Source organism: Paenibacillus nanchangensis, assembly GCF_046543445.1.
Lineage (GTDB): Bacteria > Bacillota > Bacilli > Paenibacillales > Paenibacillaceae > Paenibacillus_AQ > Paenibacillus_AQ nanchangensis.
The window spans coordinates 52,475-74,320 of record NZ_JBHOFD010000031.1; the positions used below are offsets into that span (position 1 = coordinate 52,475).

The following is a 21,846-nucleotide window of genomic DNA, read 5'->3' on the forward strand; positions in this document are numbered from 1 at the left end:
CTACTCAAGGTTTAATGATCATCATTGATCTTATCATAAACAATATAGACAGCTTATTTCAATAGCAAAAAGGCGACTTGCCGTTTCACACAAAAAAACGGAAGGCTCCACCGCCGCAGCGGGCGCCTTCCGTTATCGGCCCTATGGGGTGATCCTTATTTTATTTCAGAATCCGGCATGCAGGTACTGCAAATTCAGCCTGCTGACCGGGCGGCTCCATATGCCGCCAGCCTCTTCAAACCATCCTGCGTTTGTGCGCATGGATTCAGCAGACGCAGCCGTTCACCGGACGCCTCAGCCCTTAGCGCTCTCTGACAATCGGCGTGTCCACCTTGCCCTGCAGCTCCGCCAGTTTCACGATCGCTTTGGCGGCTTCACCCAGCGTTACTTTGGCTTCCGGCTTAAACGCGCCTCCCTCGGCCTCCAGCAGGCCCAGCTTCACAGCGAGGGCCGCGGCGCCAGGATGCTTAATGGCCGATGCGTCCGTAAAGCGGGCGGTTCCGTCCTCCAGTCCAAGGAAGCCGGACAGCTTGCCGTAATTCAGCACGGAAACAAGCATTACCGCCAGATCATCCCGATTCAAGGCTGCACTCCAGTCCCGCCGTTCTTCCTCCCCAATCCAGCGGAACTCCACACCGGTACGCACCGCTTGATAATAGGGATCCTCCGGCTTCACTCCGGCTACCGCCTTGGCATCCGAAGAGTTCATATACTGCCCTCCGATGGTTTCCTGCGGGTAGGCCGCCATCCCCAGCATTTTGAGCCAGTCTCCGGCGGAAATCTCCCGGTTCGGCTGTACATTCCCTTGAGCGTCGGGGGTGATGACACGATGCTCCGCCAGAATCCGCAGCGCTTCGGCGGCCGGATGACCTTCCACATCTTTTAGCGTTCCCGTCTGGCTTTCGGAAAAGGTTTCATACTGCATAACCCATTCGCCCGCCGCAGTCAGCATCTGCGCACTGATGTGTTTGGGTTCCGGAACAGAGGCATACACCAGTTTCGCCTGCGGTCCGCCGGCTGTTCCGTTTCCTTCGGCGCCTCCGAAGGTCATGTACTGCAGCTCCGCGTTAAATTTGTCCTGATACTCTTGCTTCGCCTTCTGCTCGGAAATTGCCGTCTTTTTGTCCCCGCGAATCTGTTCCGGTGTTGGATAAGGCACCGCGCTGTACTCCAGCATTTTTCCCGTTTCGTCCATAACCACCGTAACAATACCGCCGTCCAGCGGCAGGCCTTGGTAGTGAGGAACAAACACAAAACGCTCCCCGTTTGTCCTGACCGGTCCTAAAGGCTGCTCGTCCTGAAGACTCAGCTTCAGTCTGCTTGCCGCCTCGGGATACAGCTGATTCACCAGCTTGATGGCCTTCTCTTTCAGGGCTTCCGGCGTAAGCTTGCTGCCGCCGGCCGGTTTGGTGTTCTCACTGCCATACGAATACCACTCGCTGCGGAATTCATAGACCTGCCCGCTGGCCGCATCGACTCGCGCGTACGACTCGGAGGGTGGTCCGGCCATGGGTTTATTTTGGGCGGGGTCTGACCAGCGCAGCATCCACTCTTTACCGGAAAATGCCGAATTCCCCCTCTGCTGCAGGGATTCCGAACTCAGTTTGCGGCCTTGGGGAATGAACCCGGCCTGCTCCACACGCTCGGCAGCCGCTTCCCCTTGCAGCTCCCCGCCAGCATTTCCTTGGAACGCATTGCCCAGCTTCGGCACGTCGGCATACCGGGTCGCTCCCGCCGCTTCCTGGCTGCCGTCATATCCAATCCGTTTCCCGCTTTTCGCATCAATTGGCAGCAGCGAGCTGGATGAAGGACTCCAGCTAAGCACCCACGATTCAATTCCTCCGTTCCGGTAAAGCGGCCGGTAACCCAGCTCCATTTTGAACTCCTCGTCCAGCTTCCGGTTAGCTTGCTCCAAAGATATCGAAGGCTTCGAATCGGGGTATTCCAGCTGATCCGACCGGTAGCCAAACTGTGTGACCCGGCCTTCCGAATCCACGCTGATAAAAATCGAATTTCCCGCTATCGGAACGCCGTTATGGCGAAGCGCAAACGCAAAGGTGTACCCATACGGCCCGAATAACGGCCGCAGCGAGGCAACCCCTATTTCCGATTCTTCCAGCTTGCCGTTCTTCTTCATTAAGGCTGGTGCTGCTTTGGCGGCAAATTGCTCCGCTGCTGTCCGCGCTTCTTCCCTGGACAGCTTCGGCGGATAGTAGGCTTTGTCCGTAAACATGCTGTCGGGTATGTACACATTCGTCAAATCTCCGGTTGTGGCATCCACCTGGCTGTTGAAGCCATAGGATGAATTTATGCCTTCAATACTCCATTGAATATCCCATACGGGTCCCGTATCCATATCGGTTCTCAGCTCGGCCGAACCGTTTTTCGCTTTATCCAGGATCGGGAACAGCGACTTAACTTTGGCCACCGCTTGTTCCTTGCTGATTTTGGCCTTAGCCGAATTTGGCTTCTGTACCGCGGCAGGGCTCGGATCGCCTGAGGCTGCCTGCAGTGCGGCCCGTTCTGCCGGGCTTGGCGCCACTGCGGTCACCATTTCGGCTGACGCGGGCAGCACCGGTAGTATCGAAAACGCTAACATTGAGGAACACGCGGCGGCAGCCGCACGGCGGAGTACACGGTAATCGGATTTCATTTAAGAGTCCCATCCTTCCTGTATCCTGCGTCTTGGCAAGGCACATACTCTTTTATTATAATTCGTCTTCCATAATTTGGACAGTTACAGGATTGACATCGGCTTCCAGACCTGGGGCGCTGCACAAAAAAGAAACGGAAGCTCATTGGGAACCTCCGTCTCATTTTGAAGCAAAGCAAAGTTGAACCAAGTGATGCACAGGAAGGGCTCCAGCGCTCCTGCGGCGCATTTGGACTTCCGGTCGCTGTTGTTTTCGGATTTCTTCAATTATAACCGCCTGTCTGCGGTAGAAATCCGAAAACAAAGGCGAACGCGTTCGCTCCTACAGTTCCAAATCGCCTCCGGATCGCCTCCGCTTCCTATGCTGGAAGTTCAACAAAGACGCCGGCCCAAAGAGTGCGATCGCAGCTGCCCGGATGCGTCCACTGCTTTCTATGCTGGAAGCTCAACAATGGGGCTGGGCCAAAGCGGCGGGCCGTATGCTCTGAGGCAGCTAACCCGATTCCTGTGCCGGTGTTCAACGATGCGGCACTCTAAAAGCTTAGCATCAAAGGGGCAGCGTAAGTATCCGCCCGCCGCCCCGTACCCGTACATCACAGGCTTCGCCCTTTTCCATGCCGGTAACTTTGCCAGTCCAAGCGTGAAAACCAAAAGGAGCTCGCCGCGTTTGCAATAGGCACTGTTAGCTCGTCCGTCTCCATTTCATAAAACGGTAATCCAGCGCGTCCACCAGCAGGAACAGCACAAACCCCACCAGGCTGAACAGCAGAATGCCCGCATACATCTCCGGATAATTAATCCGCTGCCACGCATCCATGATGAAATAGCCCATGCCGTGTTCCGTACCGTAAATCTCCGTGAAAAAAAGTACCGAAATCGCCGTTCCAAGCGACACCCGGATTGTGCTGAGGATAACGGAAAGCGCGCCAGGGAGCGTGATGTACAGGAACTTGGGGAAAGCGCCCGCGCCAAGGCTGGTCAGGACATCGTAGGTGCCGGGCGGGATCGCCTTAACTCCGTCCCGCACGGAAATGATGATCTGGAACAGCAGGATCAGCATGATCATGATGATTTTGGACGCTTCACCCAGGCCAAAAAACAGCATGGCTACCGGCAGCAGCGCAATTTTCGGCACGGGATAAGCCAAATATACAATGGGGTCGAGCAGCTTGTTCCACAGCGGCGACCGCCCCATCGCCAAGCCGATGGCAAGTCCAAGCAGCAGCGCCAGCGACACGCCCGCGGCGATCCGCAGCAGGCTGTACCCCACATTTAGCCCCAGCTCCTGGGCGTCCAGCCCGAACAACGCGGCATAGACCGCGCCCGGTCCGGGCAAAATCGGCTGCGGCCACAGCGCATGCGCCGCTATCCAAAGGACGTGAAGACCGGCAATAACGAGCAGCACGCGAAGAAGGGGACGCAGCGAACGCGAATTTACCATTTCCTTTGCATCACCTTTCTGATCTCGTTGCTCTGTTTGTGGAAGACCTCGCTGGTGCGTTTATCCTGATCAGGGAGCGCAAACACCGGGTTGTCCAGCAGCTCGGCAGGCTCGTCCGGACGCGCGGACATGACCAGGATCGTTTGTCCCAGCAGGATGGCTTCCTCCACATCATGCGTCACGAACAGCGCCGTCTTGGGACGGCTCCGCCAGTTCTCTAGGAACAGCTGCTGAAGGCCTTCCCGCGTCAAAGCATCCAATGCGGAAAACGGCTCATCGAGCAGCAGAATATCGGGGTCCAGCGCAAAAGCGCGGGCAATCGCCGCCCGCTGCTGCTGCCCCCCGCTTAAGGAAAGCGGGTACCGCCGCGCCAGCTTGCCGATGCCCATGGCATCCAGCCATTCGCCGATGCGCCGGTTCTGCTCCTCGCGGGCCGCCGCCCGGCCGGACAGCTTCAGCGCGATCCGCAGGTTGGACGCAACCGTCCGCCACGGCAGCAGGCCGTAGTTCTGCGGGACAAGTCCGATGACGGCCTTGCTGTCCGCAAGCGGAACACCGCCAAACCGGATATCCCCCTCATAGCGGGGAAGCAGTCCGGCGACGGCGCGCAGCAGCGTGGACTTGCCGCAGCCCGAAGGACCGATCACAGCGCACAGGCCATGCGGCGGCACCTGCAGCCCAAAACCGTTCAGCGCCGGACGTTCCTCTCCGTACCGTACGGTCAGGCCGTTAATCCGCAGGCCGTCAGTTGCCGAATGCGACATCCGAAAGCACGTCTTTTGCCGTCAGCGGTTTGGTCAGCAGCCCTTTTTCCTTCGCCCAGGCAAAAGCGCTCTCCACTTCCTTCGCGTCCGCCTGATAAGCTGGAACGTAGGCAGGCACTTGGATTTGGTCCTTCATGTCCTCGGGATAACCGACTTCCTTGATGATGACATCGATGTATTCCGACTGGTCATGCGATTTCATATATTCCACAGCTTCATCATATGCCGCATACATATTGCGGATCGCTTCCCCTTTAGCGTCGATTGTTTTTTGCGGGAAGGCCAGCACAAACGGGTTAATTCCAGCCTGCTGTGTCGAATTCAGCACACGGAGGCCGGCTGCGGTTCCCATGGTGACAAAAGGTTCAGGCAGGATCGCCGCGTCAGACTTCTGGTTTTTCAGCAGCTCCAGCCGGGTCGGGATTTGCGGTACCTCGGTCACCGTCACATCCGCTTCAGTCAGCCCCGCCTGCTTCAGCATCGTCGCCACTGTGTATTCGGTAGAGGTGTTTTTGGAGAGAATCAGCGTTTTGCCTTTCAGGTCTTCTACCTTCTGCACACTATCCGCGCCGGTCAACAGGTCGAACTCGCCAAAAGTGGTGCTGGCGATCTTCACGTCGAGGCCCGCTTCGTTATAAATGGCGATCGCCACGAGATCCGCGCTGAGTCCTTCGAGCTTGCCTGCCTGGAATGCGGCGTCGCGGTCTTTGGCGCTTTTGAACGTCTGAATGTCCAGGTTAACGCCATGTTTGGTGTCCATTCCCTGCTGATGCGCAATAATAAATGGAATCGCGTCAATCGAAGGAAGCATGCCAAGTGATAGGGTCGGCAGGTCTTTTTGCTTCTCCGTGTTCGCTGTGTTCGCCGCTCCTTTCGCGCTGTTATTGGCACCGCAGCCGGTTCCAATTACGCCTACCAATAAAATAAGGGTCAAAATTCCCATCAGTTTGCCGGAAAATTTGCTATTATTGCTGGTTTTGCTGCTTTTCATTGTAAGTATGCCTCCGTATCTGTTCTTCTCTGTATTCGGGGGATGGCTGACTCCGCTGTACGATCCACGCACAAAAGAGGCCGCCTATCGCGCACCCGGACTTGTCTTTCCCGTCTGGCCGCGAACCGCCGTTTCTCTCTCTTTCTCCTGTTTCCTTTCCCAAAATCGGACGTTCCCTGCCCGTCCCTTCCCTTGCGCAATTATTCACATAGCCCATCATACTTCAGTCCGGGTTCGGCCGGGTCCCGGGTGCAGGAAACGAATGAGCAAGTAATGCAATTTTACACCTATCATCACATTTTGTATATTTATAAATTGAAATAGTTTCCTGTGAGCAGGCGAAATAGACACGCTAAAACAGCGGCAGCCGCGGAAAAAATCACTTTTTCCGGGGTGCCGCTGCAGTAAGCTGGCCTATATGTATTGTGGATGGCTTGGGATGGCTTGGGATGGCTTGGGCTGCCTGTTCCAATCAGACGCGGAATGTCTTGCCCAGCTTCGTTCCAAGCCCAAAATAATGCCGGAAATTATAAATGAGCGGACTCCATTCCTCGGGATTAACGTGATTCTGGTTCAGCACAATATTTTGATGGGCGTGAACCTTGACTGCCAGCGCCTCCACAATCGCAAAATCAGGGCTGTGCTCGGGGATTCGGATATGCCGGACTTCGCATTCGATTTGAAGCGGGCACTCCTGCACTCTTCCGGGCCGGACCTGTTCTGACGTCTGTTCGGTCAGTTCTGCCGCGGTGAATTTGTCTTTCTCGTAGCGAAAAGCATGCTGTGCTTTATCGTCCGGGACCGGATTTTTACCTGTTAAAGGCGCCAGCGCCTCCACGTGTCTCCACAGCGCCGGGCTGGGCACATTCACAACGCACTCGGGATGCCGTTCAAGGTTCTCAATCGCTTTGCCTCCTACGCCGAGTCCCAGCACCAGACAATTGCCAAGCGCCCATGAGGAAGAAATCGGGCTGATATTGGTCGATCCATCTTCATTTAGTGTGGTCAATAAAACAACCGGCGTGCCGTAGTACAAAATTTTGGGTTCGATCACCTGGTGTGTAAACTGCTGCATCGTATTTAACCCCTCCAGTAATAGAAACGTATGTTCTTGCTTATTATACATAATTTTTTGTAGGAGTTCGAGTTGGGAATTCCCGTTACGTTGATTGCTTAACAGGAGCATCCATCCCTCACACAAAACAAGCACCCCCAGGCCCTAAGGTCCAAGGGATGCTATGTGCGCGCTCTCAGCCCGAAGTGGAGCCTTTGGCGGTTAAATTTTCAGTTTTCCTAGCCTGATCAATTCGACTACCGCCTGCGTACGGCCTTTTACGTTTGTTTCTGCATAATGTTGGAGATATGGTTTGAAGCACGCCGAAAAAATTCAGCTATAGCATTGTTTTAGTTCTCTTTTGATTTATGACTTAAATACATTTAAGATTCAATATCATACGTGACTAGATTTTCAAATGAAAAACGCTCTTTATGCTTCAGCAATTCTTAGATTTCAAAATAGCTGGTTAAACTCTTTCAGTTCGTCAGACGTTAACTTATCAACATTAATAATCGTATTTACTTTTACTCCAAAATCAACAAATTCTAATCCAAGTTGTTCAGTATAATCATAGGTGACGTATTCAATCCTTTGCTTATAATGATCAATAAACGGATTGTTTTCTAAAAAATCGATAAATTGTTTGGAACTAGGGACGCCGCCGTAGTACTCATCGAGAATAGATGTGGATTGGAAACTCTCTTTATGCATAAGATGTTTACGTGGAGGTCTCCTCAGCAAATAACCTGAAAATCCAATATCATCAATAGTATAAACTCCATCTATTTTTAGTTTTTCACCTTGTGCTGTATTTGTAACGACAATTCTAAATATACTATTTACAGAATTAATACCAAGCCTACTTTTTATATCCTCTAGATTCTCCACTTGTTCGTAGTAATCAACAATTCTATTCAATTGATTCACGGCATCGTGTATTTCTTCCAAATTCCTCATATATTCTCGATATGAAGTCGGATCGTTTAGATGCTTCGCCTCCACAAAAAACAGATCATTATTTAATGAAAATACAGCATCACATTCATAATCTTTCTTTTCCAAATGGATAATGTGGAATCCAGCTCTTTGAACGGTTGCTCTAATTTGCTCTTCAAACAACCCTCCCTTAATATTAATTTCCGCTTTTTTACTTTTCAAATTTGATAGTAACGCACGAGAAGGGTCTGTAACTGAAGCAATAGAAGGGAGAACAATATATTCCTCCCCTACCTTTAATAGAGGGCAGTCAAACAGATCCTTAGAATGCTTATCAAATACCAATGCATCAAATATTTTTCCAGCGTTCTTATGTGTAAGTCCCCATTCGACAAACAAATAAATCCATTTTTTTTTAGTTTTCGATACACAAATATCGCTTAAGGAAATTTGGGTATACTTTGATTTTAATTTTCGCTTTTTCATGAACAGTTCGCATTCAACTGCAATAATGCTGTAGGCTCTAATAAACTCAGCAATAGATATATCAAGAAACTTCAATCCCAAGTTTCTCGTAGAGAAATATTCTTCTATAAACTCACAGGTCATTCGTTCATTATAGGAAATAAATTCAGTTGGCGGCAGCTTTCTCGTTTTTGAAATTGTTGAACCATTTCCGAACATCTGCATTTGAACATAACTATGCTTAGCCTGCTTAGCATTACGAACATCTAAAAACTTCATATGGGAGATCTGCTTTCCCATTGTCCTGTCACTTTTCGAAGTGGCCTTGACAATATCATCCTTTTTGATATCTACTTCAAAATAACTCCAAACTTCACTAAGTGTATCAAGAACTTCTCTATTTTCAGAACTTCTAACATGCGAAAAAGCAACTTTTATCATTTCAAAATCAATTTCTAATTTCGCATTTTCCAAAGGGAATTTTTTGTACTTCAGAAGATATTGCAATACCTTTCCTGCAGACTCAGCCACATTCTCAAAATAATCAGCTCTATTATTATTAAGTTCTGATTTGTACTTTAATTTATTTATATCATTAGATAAAAACAATTCTAATCCAATCAAATAAGCGGCTACATGTACATCATTGGAAATTTCTTGCTCAATTGGTCTTACAAAATCATCCATCAACTTTTTATATAAGCTGTTTAGTATTGTAACTTCTGATTGAAACGCTTTAAGCTTCTTGTCCTCATCCTTATCTGATATTAACCCATGTATTGTTTCCATTGCTCTATTATACATTTTTCCACTTTTAGGTTTGCCTGTACCAAAAAAGTCTACACAAATCCCCGTCATTTTTATCAACTTCAGTACTTCATCCAAGTTGTGATTTCGATACGTCTCACAAATTAAATTATTTAGGATTTCAACAGTTTTAATCTCTTCCAAGTCGTAAAAAAACATGTTTTTTCCCCCTGTTAACCCTATTTCAATGTTGCAATAGTCCAAACATCTAAAACTCTAATTAGACAAAGTTCTTTCCTTGCTTTAAGCTTTTATCCATTGTTCCACATTTCAAACTTTACTTCATATGTAAATGATCACCATAAATTCTCTTATGTTGCAACCGGGTGATAGGAGACCTCATGTGGGGCCAATATCGGCTAGCCACATGTTCCTCAAAGAAAAAAAGCACCCCCAGACCCTAAGGTCCAAGAGATGCTATGTGCGCGCGCTCAGCCCGAAGTGGAGCCTTTGGCGGTTAAATTTTCAGCTCCCCAAGCCTGATCAATTCGACTACCGCCTGCGAACGGCCTTTTACGTTTAATTTCTGCATAACGTTTGAAATGTGGTTGCGAACCGTCTTCTCGCTGATGAATAGCAGCCCAGCGATTTCGCGTGTCGTTTTATCCTGCACAAGCAGTTCGAACACTTCGCGCTCACGATGCGTCAACAAAAACTTGCTGTGATGTTCGTTCCCTTTCAATCGTGTCACCCCTCCTTGCCCGGGTTTGTTTGGTATAACAAGGTAAAGGGATACAGTCAAATCATAGTATGTAGGGGAAAAGTCAATGGTGACGTGGTTGCGTAAAATGGGCGGGGGCGCTGGAAGGAAAGGGGACAAACTCGCGAAGGCTTGAAGAAAGGCTGGAAACAGGGGATATTTGCCCCGCTTCTTGGAATCGGAAAGGTTAACGTCAAATGGCTTGTCCACTGTACAGACCGCAGCTCACAAAACTGACTCATAACACCAAACGGCGTGCCGGTCCGGTCCGTCACGCCCTTTCGGTCACGCCCCCCGGTCCGCCGCCGCAACCTTAGCTTAGTTTATGAAATGCTTACCAGAGCAACTCTTTTTTTCGGAGGACGGAGGGTGTGGAACAAAGATGTGGAGCGGGATGTGGACGGCGCGCTGTGGACGGAAGGGATGCATACAGCACTGCGCTAGGCAAGACAAGACAAGCGTGCCGATCCCGCACAACTGTGCTACGATGAAAAGACCATCCATCCGCCTTCGCGGCACCGGCGGGCATCCGCCGCATTTTGAAGGAGAGGACTGCCGAGGTCATGGCCAACATCAAAGAAATCGCCCGGCTGGCGGGCGTGTCCGTATCCACCGTCTCGCGTGTGCTCAACAACCATCCCTATGTGCGCGCAGACAAAAGAGAAGCCGTCTTGGCCACCATCGAAAAGCTGAACTACAGCCGGAATATGAACGCCGTTCATCTGATTACGGGGCGCACACGCAGCATTGCGGTCGTTGTTCCGTTTATTTCCTTCTATTATTTTAGCGTCATTTTGGAAGGCATCGCTCATGAAGCACTCAGCCGGCAGTACCGGCTGGTCCTCTGCCAGACGGATTATCGTCCGGAGGAAGAACGGAAAGTGCTGGACATGCTCCGCGACAAAGAAATCGACGGCGTCATTCTGGCCTCAACCGCTTTGGAGCCAAGCGAGATTGAAGCTTATACCGCTTACGGTCCAATTGTAGCCTTACGCGATGCGGAGGATCTTACGTTTTCATCCGTCTGTCTGGACCATTATGCGGCTTTTCGGGCTGGACTTCGTTATCTGGCACACAAAGGCTGCCGTACTGCAGGATATTGCGAAGGACGCAAAAACGGGTTCAGCAGCTCGCTCCGCCAAGCCGCGTACCGCGACTACTGCCTGGAAGCAGGACTGCCTGTCCGTGAAGAATGGCTTTTCTTTGACTATTTTGGCGAGGAGGACGGCGCCCGGCTGCTGCATGAACTGCTGGCGATGCCGGAACGTCCCTCTGCGCTGATTGTCGCCGGAGACCATATCGCCGCCGGTCTGGTGCTGGAAGCGCGCAAGTGCGGCCTGCGGATTCCCGGCGACTTGGCGGTAATGGGGTTCGACGATCAGCCGATCGGCAGACTGCTTGGCATCACCACTATCGACAACCGGCTGTATGAAACAGGCCAAGCCGCTTTCCGTCTGCTGTATGCCCGGATCGATAATCCGGATATCCCTCCCGAACGTTTGGTGCTGGAACACCGGATTTTGGAACGGGGCTCGGTCGTTCCCCAAGAAGTTTGAAGCTGCTTATTACTCTGCGCTTTACGGCGCGTGAGTAGACGGCTTTTTTTAGATAGAAACATTTCAAACAGGCCCATCCCAGTAAAGATTATATCGGCGCCCGCATAAATCTCCCATCGCCCAATCGCAACTACGCAGCCAGTTTGGGTCCTCCCGCCCGTAGTTATCGTTACAACCTTCTCCGTTTAGCCTTCCGGTACTTCCCTCAGGTTCGCAGATCCGCTAATCTCTTCCAGTCGCTTCGGCATATTGCCTTTGGCTCCCTTCTCCGTTACCCTATTCATGGAAAATTATTGAATCGAAATTGAAACCGAAAGGAGCCGCTATGAAAAAACTTACCACTCTACTGCTATCCGCCGCTCTCCTGCTGGCAGCCGCACTTCCATCCGGCACTGCTATCGCGGCATCTTCCGCTGCCCCGCTTGATGCCGCCGCGGTCAAGAAGCTTGATAACAAGTATGCTCAGATTAACGGCAATCTTGCCAACTGGGGAAATGTTGCTTCAGACGGGAAGTCTCATTTTTACATCAAAAACGAAAAAGACTACAGCACTACGTTATACCGCTACGATCCCTCAACCAAGAAAACCAAGAAGCTGCTGAACAGCGAGAACATATACAACTTGATTCCGGTTGGCGACTGGATCTACTTTTTGGATATGCGGAGTCCCTCCAAGAACCATCATTACGAAATCTACAAGATAAAAAAAGACGGTACAGGCCGGAGCCGGATCGGCAATCTGAAAGACTTCACCCGTTTTATGCATATTGACGGAGGCTGGATCTACTTTGGCTATTATAAAGACAATGGAGAACCGTTATCGACCGAACTCTACAAAATGAAGCTGGACGGCTCCTCGATGACCCGGCTGTCCAAGCAGCGGGACGTGGCCTGGCTGCAGATTTGGGGAGACTGGGTATTTTTTGAATCGGAAAAACACCTGTACCGCATTTCCAAGGACGGCTCCAACGAGCAGCAGCTCGCGCCTTCCGCACGCTCCTATATCGTCGCGAACCAGAAGGCCTATATCGGAGGCTTCCAGGGCGAACTGAATAAAGTGTCAATTGACGGCACGAAACTCGAAGAAAAGTTCTACCAGGCAACCGATCCGTATGGCACGCAGGACATTATTTCATTTAACATGCATGGCGGATCCATTTACTTTTATGAACAGTTTGACACCCATATCCGAAAGATTTCAATTGACGGGAAAAATCCGAAGCCCGTGGTTCAGCTCCCCAAAAATTTTGAAGCGGACTCCCTTTATATGGCCGATAACTGGCTGTATTACGAGGCGACTTTCTCCGAGCATGGGGACCGCATCAACAAACGAAGCCTGTACCGCATGCCGCTGAACGGCGGCGCAAAGCCGGAGCAGGTCTATACGGTGAGCTACTGAGTAACTAAAAAAGATCACGCCCGCCTTCTTTGACTTATAAAAAAGGCGGGCGTTCTCCGTTCACCGGAAGACTCCAAGGACGTTTTTTCGGGTTATGGAAGGCTCCGTCAGCCCACTCCATCTGCACATCCGTATATAGGAACGACTCTCCCTCCAGAAAACAAGGGGACCCGCAGCGCCGCGGGTCCCCTTTGATTGGTTATAGCCTTACCCTCATAGACAGATCAAGCCGTCTCTACTCCACCCGTTCAAACAAGCGGTACACCATCACCGCCGCTTCGGCGCGGGTAGCGGTGCCCGACGGGTTGAACGTACCGTTTGGCAGTCCGCCGACGACCCCAGCGGCGCGCATCGCTTCAATCGCTTCAGCCGCATAGGCAGGAATGCTTGCCGCATCCCGGAAAGCCGCCGGCTTCACCGGTTCGGCAGCCGCAGCGGCCGGCAGGGTCAGTTGCTGTGACAGGCGGTGAAGCATAACGGTCATTTCGCTGCGGGTAATCCGCGCGTTTGGCGCGAAGCTGCCGTCCGGATTGCCCTGCACGATGCCAAGCTTGCGGGCCGTGTTCACGGCATCCGCGTACCATGCGCCAGCAGGAACGTCGCTGAAGGCCGCGGCAGAACCTGCAGTCTCAACCCCCGTCTGCCCGCTGCCGAGACCAAATGCGTTCAGCGCGATTTTCAGGAACTCGGCCCGGGTGACCCCGTCGTTCGGATAAAACTTGCCTGCTTCCTTGCCGTGTACCGCTCCCCGGACCGCCAGCGCTTCAATGCCGTCCTGGGCCCAGGCGACCTGTGCAATGTCGCTAAAATCCGCCGTGCGGTGAACGGGAGCGTACAGTCCGGCCGAAGCCAGCGCTCTAAATTGAACACTCCGGGTGTCCGCATCGTAACGGCTGCCCGCCATCACTTGTCCTTCGGAGCCTGCCGCGAGGGACAGTATTACGATATTGCCGGGCTTCTCGCCGGAGGCCGGAGCGTACGGCAGCGACAATTTCACATGCCGGGTCAGAGAGGATGCAAGGGCTTCCCCGCCTAACCGCAGCTCGATCCGTTTAGCCGATCCGCCGGCAATCTGCGGCAGAGCGGCTTCAGCATCCGCACTCGATACGATAAACTGCAGATTGTCATTGGCTGCACCCGACAGCTTCAGCAGTTTCGGATCAATCTGAATGCCCGCCATTCCGCTGTTCAATGTAAGTCCTCCGATATTCTGCACCGAAGCAAGCGCCGCGGCGGGAATCTCCACCACCAGACGTTTCAGCGCCGGATCGGGCGATATCGTAAATACCGCCTGCCCTTGGCCTGCCTGGAACGCCTGTGTCAAATTCTGTTCGGTCAAGCGGATCGTGCTTTCCCCTGCGGCGTTCACCTTTGCCTTTAAAACAATGCCAGGGGCTGCCGTTCCCGCCGGTGCCGCGCTTGCGGACGCAGCAGGTTTTGGTGATGGCGGCACAAACGGGTTCCAGTTGCCGACATAAGGCGTCGAAGTCGGCGTTGGCGTTACGGTTGGCGATGGGTTCACAGTGGGCGTAGCGGCCGGTGTCGGCGTTGGCGACGGGGTTAGTGTAGCGGTCGGGGTTGGCGTCGGAGTGGCCGACGGAACCGCCGCTTTGACATTTACCGCGATGCTTGCGCTTGCCCCTTCTTCGGCCAAAGCGATCCGGATGACCGCCGTTCCTTGGGCGACGCCGGTGACATTGCCCGATTCGTCCACGGTCACTACCGCCTGGTCGCTTGTGCTCCATTTGGCGCCAGCCGCCGCTTCCGCCGGCGTTATTACCGGCTGGAGCTTCACCTGCTCCCCAACCGTAAGCGTCAGCGTCTGCTGCTCGAATTTCACGGACGGCAGCTTACGCAAGCCGTCAATCGTTTCATTCAGCTTGGCAAGAGCCGCGTCCACCTCGGTTTGAGTCGCTCCCGCTTTGCCAAGCACGTTCATCGCTTCCTGAATCGCCAACTCCAGCGCTTCACGGGTAGCCTTGGTGTACGCAGACAGTCCCAGCTCCTGCGCTTCTTTCAGCCGCTGTTTCAATGCAGCCGTGTCGGCGGGTACGGTTACAATAAGCAGCTGGATGGTGTAGGTCCGGGTTGTCTCGCCGTCTTTTGCCGTCGAGATGACTTTAAATCCGGTTTCCAGATGAACGGCGGGCGTGACGCCATCGGCTTCATATACATCTGCCGTAACCCCCGGGCGGAGCTGAAGTCCCTGCTTGAATTCCTCCAGCGTCGTCTGCTCCGGCACGGTAATCGTACCTGCCAGCGAATCCACGCTTCCGCCCGGTACGGAAATACCGCTGATGCTCGCATCCCGCGCATCCACCGGAGTCAAAGCAGCATAAGCCGCCTGCAGCTGCAGATAAGCATCGTTGATATCGCCTTCGGTGGTGCCTGCATCCGCATAAACGGACTTCGCGTGCTCCAGTGCTTCCCGGAACGCGGTCCACTGCTCCGGCGTGCCTTCATAGTTCGTTTCGTTGACCAAAGCCGCATTGTCGATGGCGGTTTTCAGTTTGGTTTTGTCGTAGCCAACCGTAATCAGGGCGCTAGCTGCGAGATCCGTCCCGGCCACCTTGCCCAGCACGGTAAAGCTGTGCGCGGTCGAAACTTCGTTCAGCGGGATTTCATTCCAGACGACGTCGGCCACGCCTTTAGTGCCGTCCTCATACGTCACAGTCACTTGGGCGGGCAGCGCCGGAATTACGCCAACCGTTGTCGAGACCTTGACCGGCTCCACAGAGACAATCGGTCCGTGGCTGTCCGGATTCGTGCCGATGCCGCCGGGATCGGCTGTCAGCACCCGCCATTCCTTCACGCCGGTGAAGGCGGAGGTACTGCCTTTTGTCATGCTCAGCCGTAATTTTGTTGTACTGATCTTGTCGAAGGTGGCGTTATTGAACCGATCCTTCTCCTTCGGTTTGCCGCTCAAATTGGTGACCGGCACATATTGGCCTGCCGCTTCATCCCAGTACTCGTAATCGTAGTCTCCGGGAACCTGCACGCCGCCTCCATCGTCAAAGAAGTAGACGGAGCTGCCGGAGAGTTCCACTTTATCCTTCCAGGTATATTCCAGCCAGAACCGGTCACCGGTTCCGCCCCAGTTGCCGTATTGGGTCTCCTGGGTTTTATCGTTGATGTTGCCTGAAGTATACGGAACGTAACCGTCATTGATGGCCTTAACCGATTCCCACGGGGAGGTGTAGGAGGCCGATGATTCGGCCAGCAGCGCCGCATTCAAGTAGCGCAGGCCCCAAATGGCCGAACGCATGCTCATTGTCGCCTCATTGATTTCATCCATCGTGTAGCTGCCTTTTGCAAGCAGCGCTTTGGCATCCGCAATCGCTTTTTGCAGCTTGGTCCAGGATTCCTCCGTGAAGTCTTCTGGATTGCGGACGAGCCTTCCGTCCGCTTTGGCCTCAAACGGCTGGATCAGCCCGGTCAGCTCCGCGGTCGCCACATAAACGGAGATCGGAACAAGCACGGTGGTTTCTTTGTCTCCGTCGCTAACCGTAAGCTTATACACGTAATCGCCCAGCGTTTTAAATACCGCTTGGAACACGGCTTGGTCGTCTGCCACCGTCTCCACTTCGCCTTCTCCGCTGACCTTCTCCCAGCGGTATGTCAGCTTGCCGGCCGGAAGACCGTCATCGGTAATGTGCGGGATCAGCTTCAGCGTCTCGTTTTGCTGCACTTTTACCGGCCCGTCCACAAGCACCTTCGGAGCCTTATTGTCGGCAGGGGTCACGGTCAAGCCGTTGTCATAAATCTGAACTTCCTTAATGCCCGTACTGAAGGTAGAAGAATGCGTAACGGTCAGCCGGATCGCATCCGTTTCTACCGCCTCAAACTCCACATTGTTATAGTTGGAAGCAACATAGTCCGGATAACGGAATTGCCCGGTCACCGGCTGCCAGCTGCCGTCCCCGGCCCGGTATTCAACCCCGAACGCCTGCGGCGTGCCGTAGCCGTTCTCCAGCCTGTCATTGTAAAAATACACCTTTACATTGTCCACACGCTTCACGCCGTCAAACATAAACGTTACCGTATCGGACGGATTTGGCGAGCCGCCGAGCAGGGCGGTATTGCCTTTATGGTCGGTAGATGCGATGGTTGAACCGTCCGCAAGCAGGCGGATGTCCGATCCCTGCGCAACATAGGTGGATTCGATGGTTGTTCCCGGCTCTGCCGCCAGGTTAATGCCGTCGTGCACAATATCCACACCGGCTTTGTTGAACAGGTCAACCGTCTTCTCGTTGCCGTTAAGCGGCGTATCGTCGGCGGAAGCCAGCGCTGCCGGGGTTCCTTTTTCAAACAGCACCTGCGTATTGGCATTGCTGCCGACAGCGCCTTCTACGTCTCCCGCAGGCAGTTCTGCCTTGCCCGTTGCCGGATCAAAAATCACATGGGACATTTCGTTTGTCGTCATCACGCGCTCGCCGTTAATAAACAGCGAATATCCGGCCGGAATGCCGTCATAATGCGGCTGGTTGCTGTATTTGGCCGGGTCCTGCCATACGATCGACAGGTTGGCGTTATGATATCGGATATTATCCACCGCAAAATGGTCATAAGCCATATTGATCGGCCACAACTCGATTTTGTCGTCCGTCCGCGGCTGGAGACCGGCGATGTCCTCCATGACCGTGTAGTTCATCATGCCAAGCGTATCGTGGTGAATCCAGGCGCGCACCATATCGCCGCTCGGGTTCGGCGGATTCTCCGGCGACCAGTTTGTGCCGAAGAAATAATCCTCCAGCCAGAAAAACTCGTTGGAGTCCAGATGGTCCGTGTTGCCCGGTTCCACCGTATGCAGCCAAGCGCCCCAGTCGAACAGTTTTTTGTACACCGAAGGATCGATGTTCTCCACCGGATAATGCCGCAGCGACGCCCGGATGGTGTTAATGTAGTTTCCGAAGTTGCACCACGCGAACTGGTCGGTGCCGTAGGCATCCGTTTTGCCGTTCACATAGTCTTCAACGCGCTTCATAATACTGTGCTGATCCGCCGTAAAAAACGGAAAAATCGGATAGTAGTCGGGATCGCCATAATCTTTAAGCTGGGTCAGATATTTGTCCTGATACCCCGCTTCACCTTTGACCGGCACAACGCCGAAGTTAAAGACAAACATGTTGTTGTCTCGCCACGGTACGTACTGATCCGCGCCGTTTACAACCTTTTTGTGCAGGAAGCTGCCCGCGCCGTTGGTATCGGCTTTTACATCGTTGTCAAAATCCGGTTTGTCGAACCACATCTCATCCAGAATCGACTGACGAATTTGGCCGGCAATTTTGCGCATTTGGTCAGCCCCAGCCGTATTGCCCAGCTTATCGTACATTTCCGCCGTGGCAATCGCGTTCGCATAGGTTGTTGAAGAACCGTCTAGGCGGGCATAGTTTCCGCCGCCGTTCCAGTGCATGGAGACCGTATCGCCGTCGTTGCCCGTAATCGGCCCGTGATTGTAATAGACCAGATTCGGATTGGTTCCCTTAAAATGATTCAGCGTGCCTTTTACGTCGTTCGCCGAAATATCCGCAAATTTCTGCAGAACTTCCTGGCCGCCGCCGTAAATTTTGTAAGCTTCCCAGCCAACCTGCGAGGAGTTCTGCATCATATCCCAGGTCCAGATGTTGGGCCGGCCGGGGTTATTTTTATAGTTTTTGTTTTCGGAATATTCGCCTTGGGCGAGCCAGGTGCCGTAGGCGTAACTTGGATCGCGCAGCCACTTGAGGTCCTGCAAAGCCCATGGAACGCTGACCGTGATGCCGTTGTTGTAGCCAAGCACTCCTTCCATGTTCATCGGGAACTGCCAGTCGTTGCCCGGAATATTGGCGTCCAAAATATTAAAGCGGTTACACCACCAGCGGTAATACAGCACTTTTTTGACGTTTTCGTCCGGAATGTCGATATAAGGAATGTTGTCGGCCCACCATTCGTTATAATCGCGCACCTGCTCGGCAAACGCCGTGCCGTTATCCGTAAAGCCTTTGTACTGCTCGTATTCCGCTTTCGACTGCGGGATTTCGTCCGCCAGCCAGCCCATTACGACCTGCTGTTCCGCCGAACCGCCTGCGGGAATGGTGATCGTGCGGGTCAGCTCTCGGCCGTCGGGCGTCATCCTGGTCCCGCTCAGCCGGACATCCACATAGGACATCGCTTCGACCACTTTCATGCCGGCCGTGCCAATCATAAGCGGCGCCGCCACCCGGCGTCCGACCAGCTCGCTGCCCTCCGGCTCCTTGACAAACGGCGACTTCACGCGCAGATCCACGCGGATGTCCTGATTGGTCGGGTTATTGAGTTCAAGCAGCGATACGGCGGTATTGCCGTAGGTGATGAATTTTTTTTGCGACAACTGGAGTCCGCCGCTGGTATACATCTGGCTCTGATGGCTGGGGTAGTTTTTGCGTTCGGACTTGTTCTCCGCCACGGCTCCGCTGGAGAGGGTGATCTCGAACATCGAATTCTGGTTCAGCGTGTCCGCATAATGCACGGTCCCGACGAACCCGAGTTTGCTGTTATCCTGGGTTTTCATGTAGAGCGCGCTGCCCCGGCTGAACAGTGTGTTGGCGCTGCCCTCGTCGTTAATGTCGTCGGGGATGATACCCTCATTCACGAGCAGCGAATCGATCCAGGGGAGGTCGGCATGATCTTTGGCGAATTTGTCAAAATCAAACGCCTCAATCGCCTCCATCATCCGGCTGACCGTAACACTGCTGAAATCCACGCCTTCTCCAGGAATCTGATTGTCCTTCCACTGGGCTTCCCCGTGATCGTGGCCCACGCCGGGGTGTTCAAACCCCGTCGTGTAGTTGGCATGAGCCGCCGGCAGGGGCACCAGCCCCGTGTTCAGCGCCAGGGCCGTCCCCAGCGCGAGTATCCCCGCTTTTTTCCATACTGACCGGTTACGCATTGATTGATCCTCTCCTTTAGCCTTTTATTCCGGTTAAGGCAATCCCTTCAACAAAATACTTGTTGCCGATAAAGAAGAACAGCAGACAGGGCGTTGTAACCAACAAGGCGAGAGCCATCACCTGCTCGTAGTTGGGAATCCGCATACCGTTGACGATATACAGCCCCATCGGGAGGGTATAGTCCGCCTCTTGTTTCAGATAGATCATGGTATAAAAAAACTCGTTCCAGCAGTTAATGAAGCTGAACAGCGCAACAACGATCATTGCCGGACGGATCAGCGGCAGCATGATGCGCGCGTAAATCCGGAAAAATCCCGCTCCGTCGATTTTAGCCGCCTCCAGCAGCTCATCGGGGATGGTCATAAAAAACTGGCGCAGCAGGAAAACAAAGTAGGCGTTCCCCCCGGCACAGAAAAAAGCGGGAATAATCAGCGCAGGTTTGCCCGCAAGGCCCAGGCTCGTATACAGGGAATACTGCGGCACAAGCGTAACCGCACTTGGCAGCATCATCGTGCTGATAACCAGGACAAACCACATGCCCCGCAGCGGAAACCGCAGCTTGGCGAACGCGTATCCGGCGAAGCTGGTCGTCAGCACCGTTCCGATCACATACGGCACCACGATGGAAACCGAATTCCACAGCTGCCGCGCGAACTGAATCCGCTCCAGGCCCAGCCGGAAGTTATCCATGCTCAGCTCGCCGGGAATAAAGACCGGGGGCCGGGCCAAAATTTCCGAGTGGCTGACAAACGCGCCGCGGATCAGCCAGTACAGCGGGAAGGCGAACAGAAGCGCCAGCACGACAGAGATCGCAATCAGGATAAAATGCGCCGTTTTGGTTCGTTTTTTGGTTTTGGCCATACTCCGGTACGGCGCGTATGCGGTTGCTTCCATTATTTCGCCCTCCTTCTGGCGCCCATCGCGTCATCGCGCTTCAGCGCTCCCTGGAAGTAAAAGAGCACCGCAGTGATGGCGAGTGTGATGAGGAATACCACCCAGGCTTCAGCGGACGCGAGTCCGCGCATGCCCATCTGCACAAAGGAATGATCGTAAATCATTACGTTGATGAAGTAGGTCATCCGGTCCGGCGCCCCGTTTCGGGACAGGACCACGCTTTGGGTGTAAATTTGAATGGACGTCATCATGCACATAATCAGCTGAAAAAAGAGCACCGGCTTGATCGTCGGGTACGTGACTTTCAGAAACTTGTGCCAGGCGTTGCCGCCGTCCATCTCGATTGCTTCGAGCAGCTCGCCGGGCACATCCTGGAGCGTCGCGATCAGGACCACAATTGTCCCGCCGCACGTCCAGAGGCTCATCAGAAACAGGGTGGTGAAAATCTGGATCGGATCATTGAGAAAATCCACCGGAGCAACCCCCAGCCGAAGCAGCACCCAGTTGATCAGGCCGCCTTTGGCCTGGTTCTGCAGCAGCATCTGCCAGACGATGGTCGTCGCCAGCATCGGGATCACCGAAGGCAGGAAAAAGACGGCGCGCAGCAGGTTTCTGCCTCTGAACTTCCGGTTCAGCAGCAGCGCCACGATCAGGCAAAAGCTGATGACAAGCGCCACATTAATGAAGGAATAGATCAGCGTCACGGTGATCGACTTCTTGAATTCGGACGTCGGATCGGTGAAGATGGTCCGGAAGTTGTCCAGACCGACCCACTTCATCAGCTGTTCGCCGCCGATGATCGTAATTTTATGAAAGCTGTAATATAAGCTTGCCAGCATCGGATACAGCGTCAGCACCAGGAATCCGATGATTGCGGGAGAAGCGAACAAATATCCGGCCAGCGCCTCTTTGGTTACGCCTTTGGCATGCTTTTTGACATGCACGGCATCGATGCCGACTGCCTTGCTCTCTGGTTTCATTTCGCATTGCCCTTTCTTTTAAGCTTGCCTAACGCGTCTGCTTGATCTCGTGGTCAAAGCTGTTGTTAACTTGCGGGGCTGAGCCTTGTGATCAGGGAGTAGCTGCGCTGCACCTGGCACGTGCTGCCCGCGGATCGTCAGGGAGTGGGTTCGCCGCGAGTGGCACGTGTGCTGATCCTCGTATGGTCAGGGAGTGGCTCCGCCGCATCCGGGACGTACTGACTCCGGAACGTCAGGAAACGGCTGCGCTGCACCTGCGGCTCATTTGGACTTCCGGCCGCTGTTGTTTTCGGAT

Annotated in this window: 13 protein-coding genes and 1 pseudogene; 2 read left to right on the top strand and 12 right to left on the bottom strand. The window is 53.3% G+C overall.

The genetic code is table 11. The annotated features are described in order from the left end of the window. Positions 1 to 301 precede the first annotated feature (301 nt). From ACE6ED_RS22240 to ACE6ED_RS22280, 9 genes and pseudogenes are all read right to left on the bottom strand, one after another. Positions 302 to 2,653, bottom strand: coding sequence for a YcdB/YcdC domain-containing protein (locus ACE6ED_RS22240; RefSeq protein ID WP_410829616.1), 2,352 nt, complete (start codon positions 2,651 to 2,653; stop codon positions 302 to 304). A gap of 84 nt (positions 2,654 to 2,737) precedes the next feature. Continuing rightward, on the bottom strand, positions 2,738 to 2,920 hold the full coding sequence (locus ACE6ED_RS22245) for a hypothetical protein (protein WP_410829617.1): 183 nt from the start codon (positions 2,918 to 2,920) through the stop codon (positions 2,738 to 2,740). 415 nt (positions 2,921 to 3,335) lie between these two features. Next, complete coding sequence (locus ACE6ED_RS22250) at positions 3,336 to 4,094, bottom strand: ABC transporter permease (RefSeq protein WP_410829618.1); 759 nt, start codon at positions 4,092 to 4,094, stop codon at positions 3,336 to 3,338. Beyond that, the gene (locus ACE6ED_RS22255) at positions 4,088 to 4,858 is read right to left on the bottom strand and encodes an ABC transporter ATP-binding protein (protein ID WP_410829619.1); all 771 of its coding nucleotides are present in this window, start codon (positions 4,856 to 4,858) and stop codon (positions 4,088 to 4,090) included. The genes ACE6ED_RS22250 and ACE6ED_RS22255 overlap by 7 nt, the downstream gene beginning before the upstream one ends. Then, a complete protein-coding gene (locus ACE6ED_RS22260; protein WP_410829620.1) occupies positions 4,839 to 5,849 on the bottom strand; it encodes an ABC transporter substrate-binding protein in 1,011 nt (336 codons plus the stop codon). The genes ACE6ED_RS22255 and ACE6ED_RS22260 overlap by 20 nt, the downstream gene beginning before the upstream one ends. 472 nt (positions 5,850 to 6,321) lie before the next feature. Beyond that, positions 6,322 to 6,924 carry a flavin reductase family protein gene (locus ACE6ED_RS22265; protein ID WP_410829621.1) on the bottom strand — a complete coding sequence of 201 codons (603 nt, stop codon included), beginning with the start codon at positions 6,922 to 6,924 and terminating at the stop codon, positions 6,322 to 6,324. A 201-nt stretch (positions 6,925 to 7,125) separates the two neighbouring features. After that, a pseudogene (locus tag ACE6ED_RS22270) lies at positions 7,126 to 7,217 on the bottom strand (helix-turn-helix domain-containing protein); the annotation flags it as partial. A 142-nt stretch (positions 7,218 to 7,359) separates the two neighbouring features. Continuing rightward, positions 7,360 to 9,273 carry a hypothetical protein gene (locus ACE6ED_RS22275; protein WP_410829622.1) on the bottom strand — a complete coding sequence of 638 codons (1,914 nt, stop codon included), beginning with the start codon at positions 9,271 to 9,273 and terminating at the stop codon, positions 7,360 to 7,362. A 298-nt stretch (positions 9,274 to 9,571) separates the two neighbouring features. Then, positions 9,572 to 9,796, bottom strand: coding sequence for a helix-turn-helix domain-containing protein (locus ACE6ED_RS22280; RefSeq protein WP_410829623.1), 225 nt, complete (start codon positions 9,794 to 9,796; stop codon positions 9,572 to 9,574). A 581-nt stretch (positions 9,797 to 10,377) separates the two neighbouring features. Here ACE6ED_RS22280 and ACE6ED_RS22285 point away from each other — a divergent pair. Continuing rightward, positions 10,378 to 11,370, top strand: a complete 993-nt coding sequence (locus ACE6ED_RS22285; RefSeq protein ID WP_410829624.1) for a LacI family DNA-binding transcriptional regulator — start codon at positions 10,378 to 10,380, stop codon at positions 11,368 to 11,370. A gap of 325 nt (positions 11,371 to 11,695) precedes the next feature. Further along, on the top strand, positions 11,696 to 12,769 hold the full coding sequence (locus tag ACE6ED_RS22290) for a DUF5050 domain-containing protein (RefSeq protein WP_410829625.1): 1,074 nt from the start codon (positions 11,696 to 11,698) through the stop codon (positions 12,767 to 12,769). Positions 12,770 to 13,004: 235 nt separating this feature from the next. Here ACE6ED_RS22290 and ACE6ED_RS22295 read toward each other — a convergent pair whose 3' ends face one another. From ACE6ED_RS22295 to ACE6ED_RS22305, 3 genes are read right to left on the bottom strand one after another with little or no spacing between them, the layout of a single operon-like run. Further along, positions 13,005 to 19,676, bottom strand: a complete 6,672-nt coding sequence (locus tag ACE6ED_RS22295) for an S-layer homology domain-containing protein (protein WP_410829626.1) — start codon at positions 19,674 to 19,676, stop codon at positions 13,005 to 13,007. 16 nt (positions 19,677 to 19,692) lie between these two features. Further along, on the bottom strand, positions 19,693 to 20,571 hold the full coding sequence (locus ACE6ED_RS22300; RefSeq protein WP_410829627.1) for a carbohydrate ABC transporter permease: 879 nt from the start codon (positions 20,569 to 20,571) through the stop codon (positions 19,693 to 19,695). Next, entirely contained in the window at positions 20,571 to 21,551 is a 981-nt protein-coding gene (locus ACE6ED_RS22305; protein ID WP_410829628.1) for a carbohydrate ABC transporter permease, read from the bottom strand. Before ACE6ED_RS22305 ends, ACE6ED_RS22300 begins: the two co-directional genes overlap by 1 nt. Positions 21,552 to 21,846: the final 295 nt, after the last annotated feature.

Bases quoted from the DNA above. Each gene is read 5' to 3' on its own strand.
- ACE6ED_RS22240 (WP_410829616.1), bottom strand. From the start codon at position 2,653: ATGAAATCCGATTACCGTGTACTCCGCCGTGCGGCTGCCGCCGCGTGT.
- ACE6ED_RS22250 (WP_410829618.1), bottom strand. From the start codon at position 4,094: ATGGTAAATTCGCGTTCGCTGCGTCCCCTTCTTCGCGTGCTGCTCGTT.
- ACE6ED_RS22255 (WP_410829619.1), bottom strand. From the start codon at position 4,858: ATGTCGCATTCGGCAACTGACGGCCTGCGGATTAACGGCCTGACCGTA.
- ACE6ED_RS22260 (WP_410829620.1), bottom strand. From the start codon at position 5,849: ATGAAAAGCAGCAAAACCAGCAATAATAGCAAATTTTCCGGCAAACTG.
- ACE6ED_RS22265 (WP_410829621.1), bottom strand. From the start codon at position 6,924: ATGCAGCAGTTTACACACCAGGTGATCGAACCCAAAATTTTGTACTAC.
- ACE6ED_RS22275 (WP_410829622.1), bottom strand. From the start codon at position 9,273: ATGTTTTTTTACGACTTGGAAGAGATTAAAACTGTTGAAATCCTAAAT.
- ACE6ED_RS22285 (WP_410829624.1), top strand. From the start codon at position 10,378: ATGGCCAACATCAAAGAAATCGCCCGGCTGGCGGGCGTGTCCGTATCC.
- ACE6ED_RS22290 (WP_410829625.1), top strand. From the start codon at position 11,696: ATGAAAAAACTTACCACTCTACTGCTATCCGCCGCTCTCCTGCTGGCA.
- ACE6ED_RS22295 (WP_410829626.1), bottom strand. From the start codon at position 19,676: ATGCGTAACCGGTCAGTATGGAAAAAAGCGGGGATACTCGCGCTGGGG.
- ACE6ED_RS22300 (WP_410829627.1), bottom strand. From the start codon at position 20,571: ATGGAAGCAACCGCATACGCGCCGTACCGGAGTATGGCCAAAACCAAA.
- ACE6ED_RS22305 (WP_410829628.1), bottom strand. From the start codon at position 21,551: ATGAAACCAGAGAGCAAGGCAGTCGGCATCGATGCCGTGCATGTCAAA.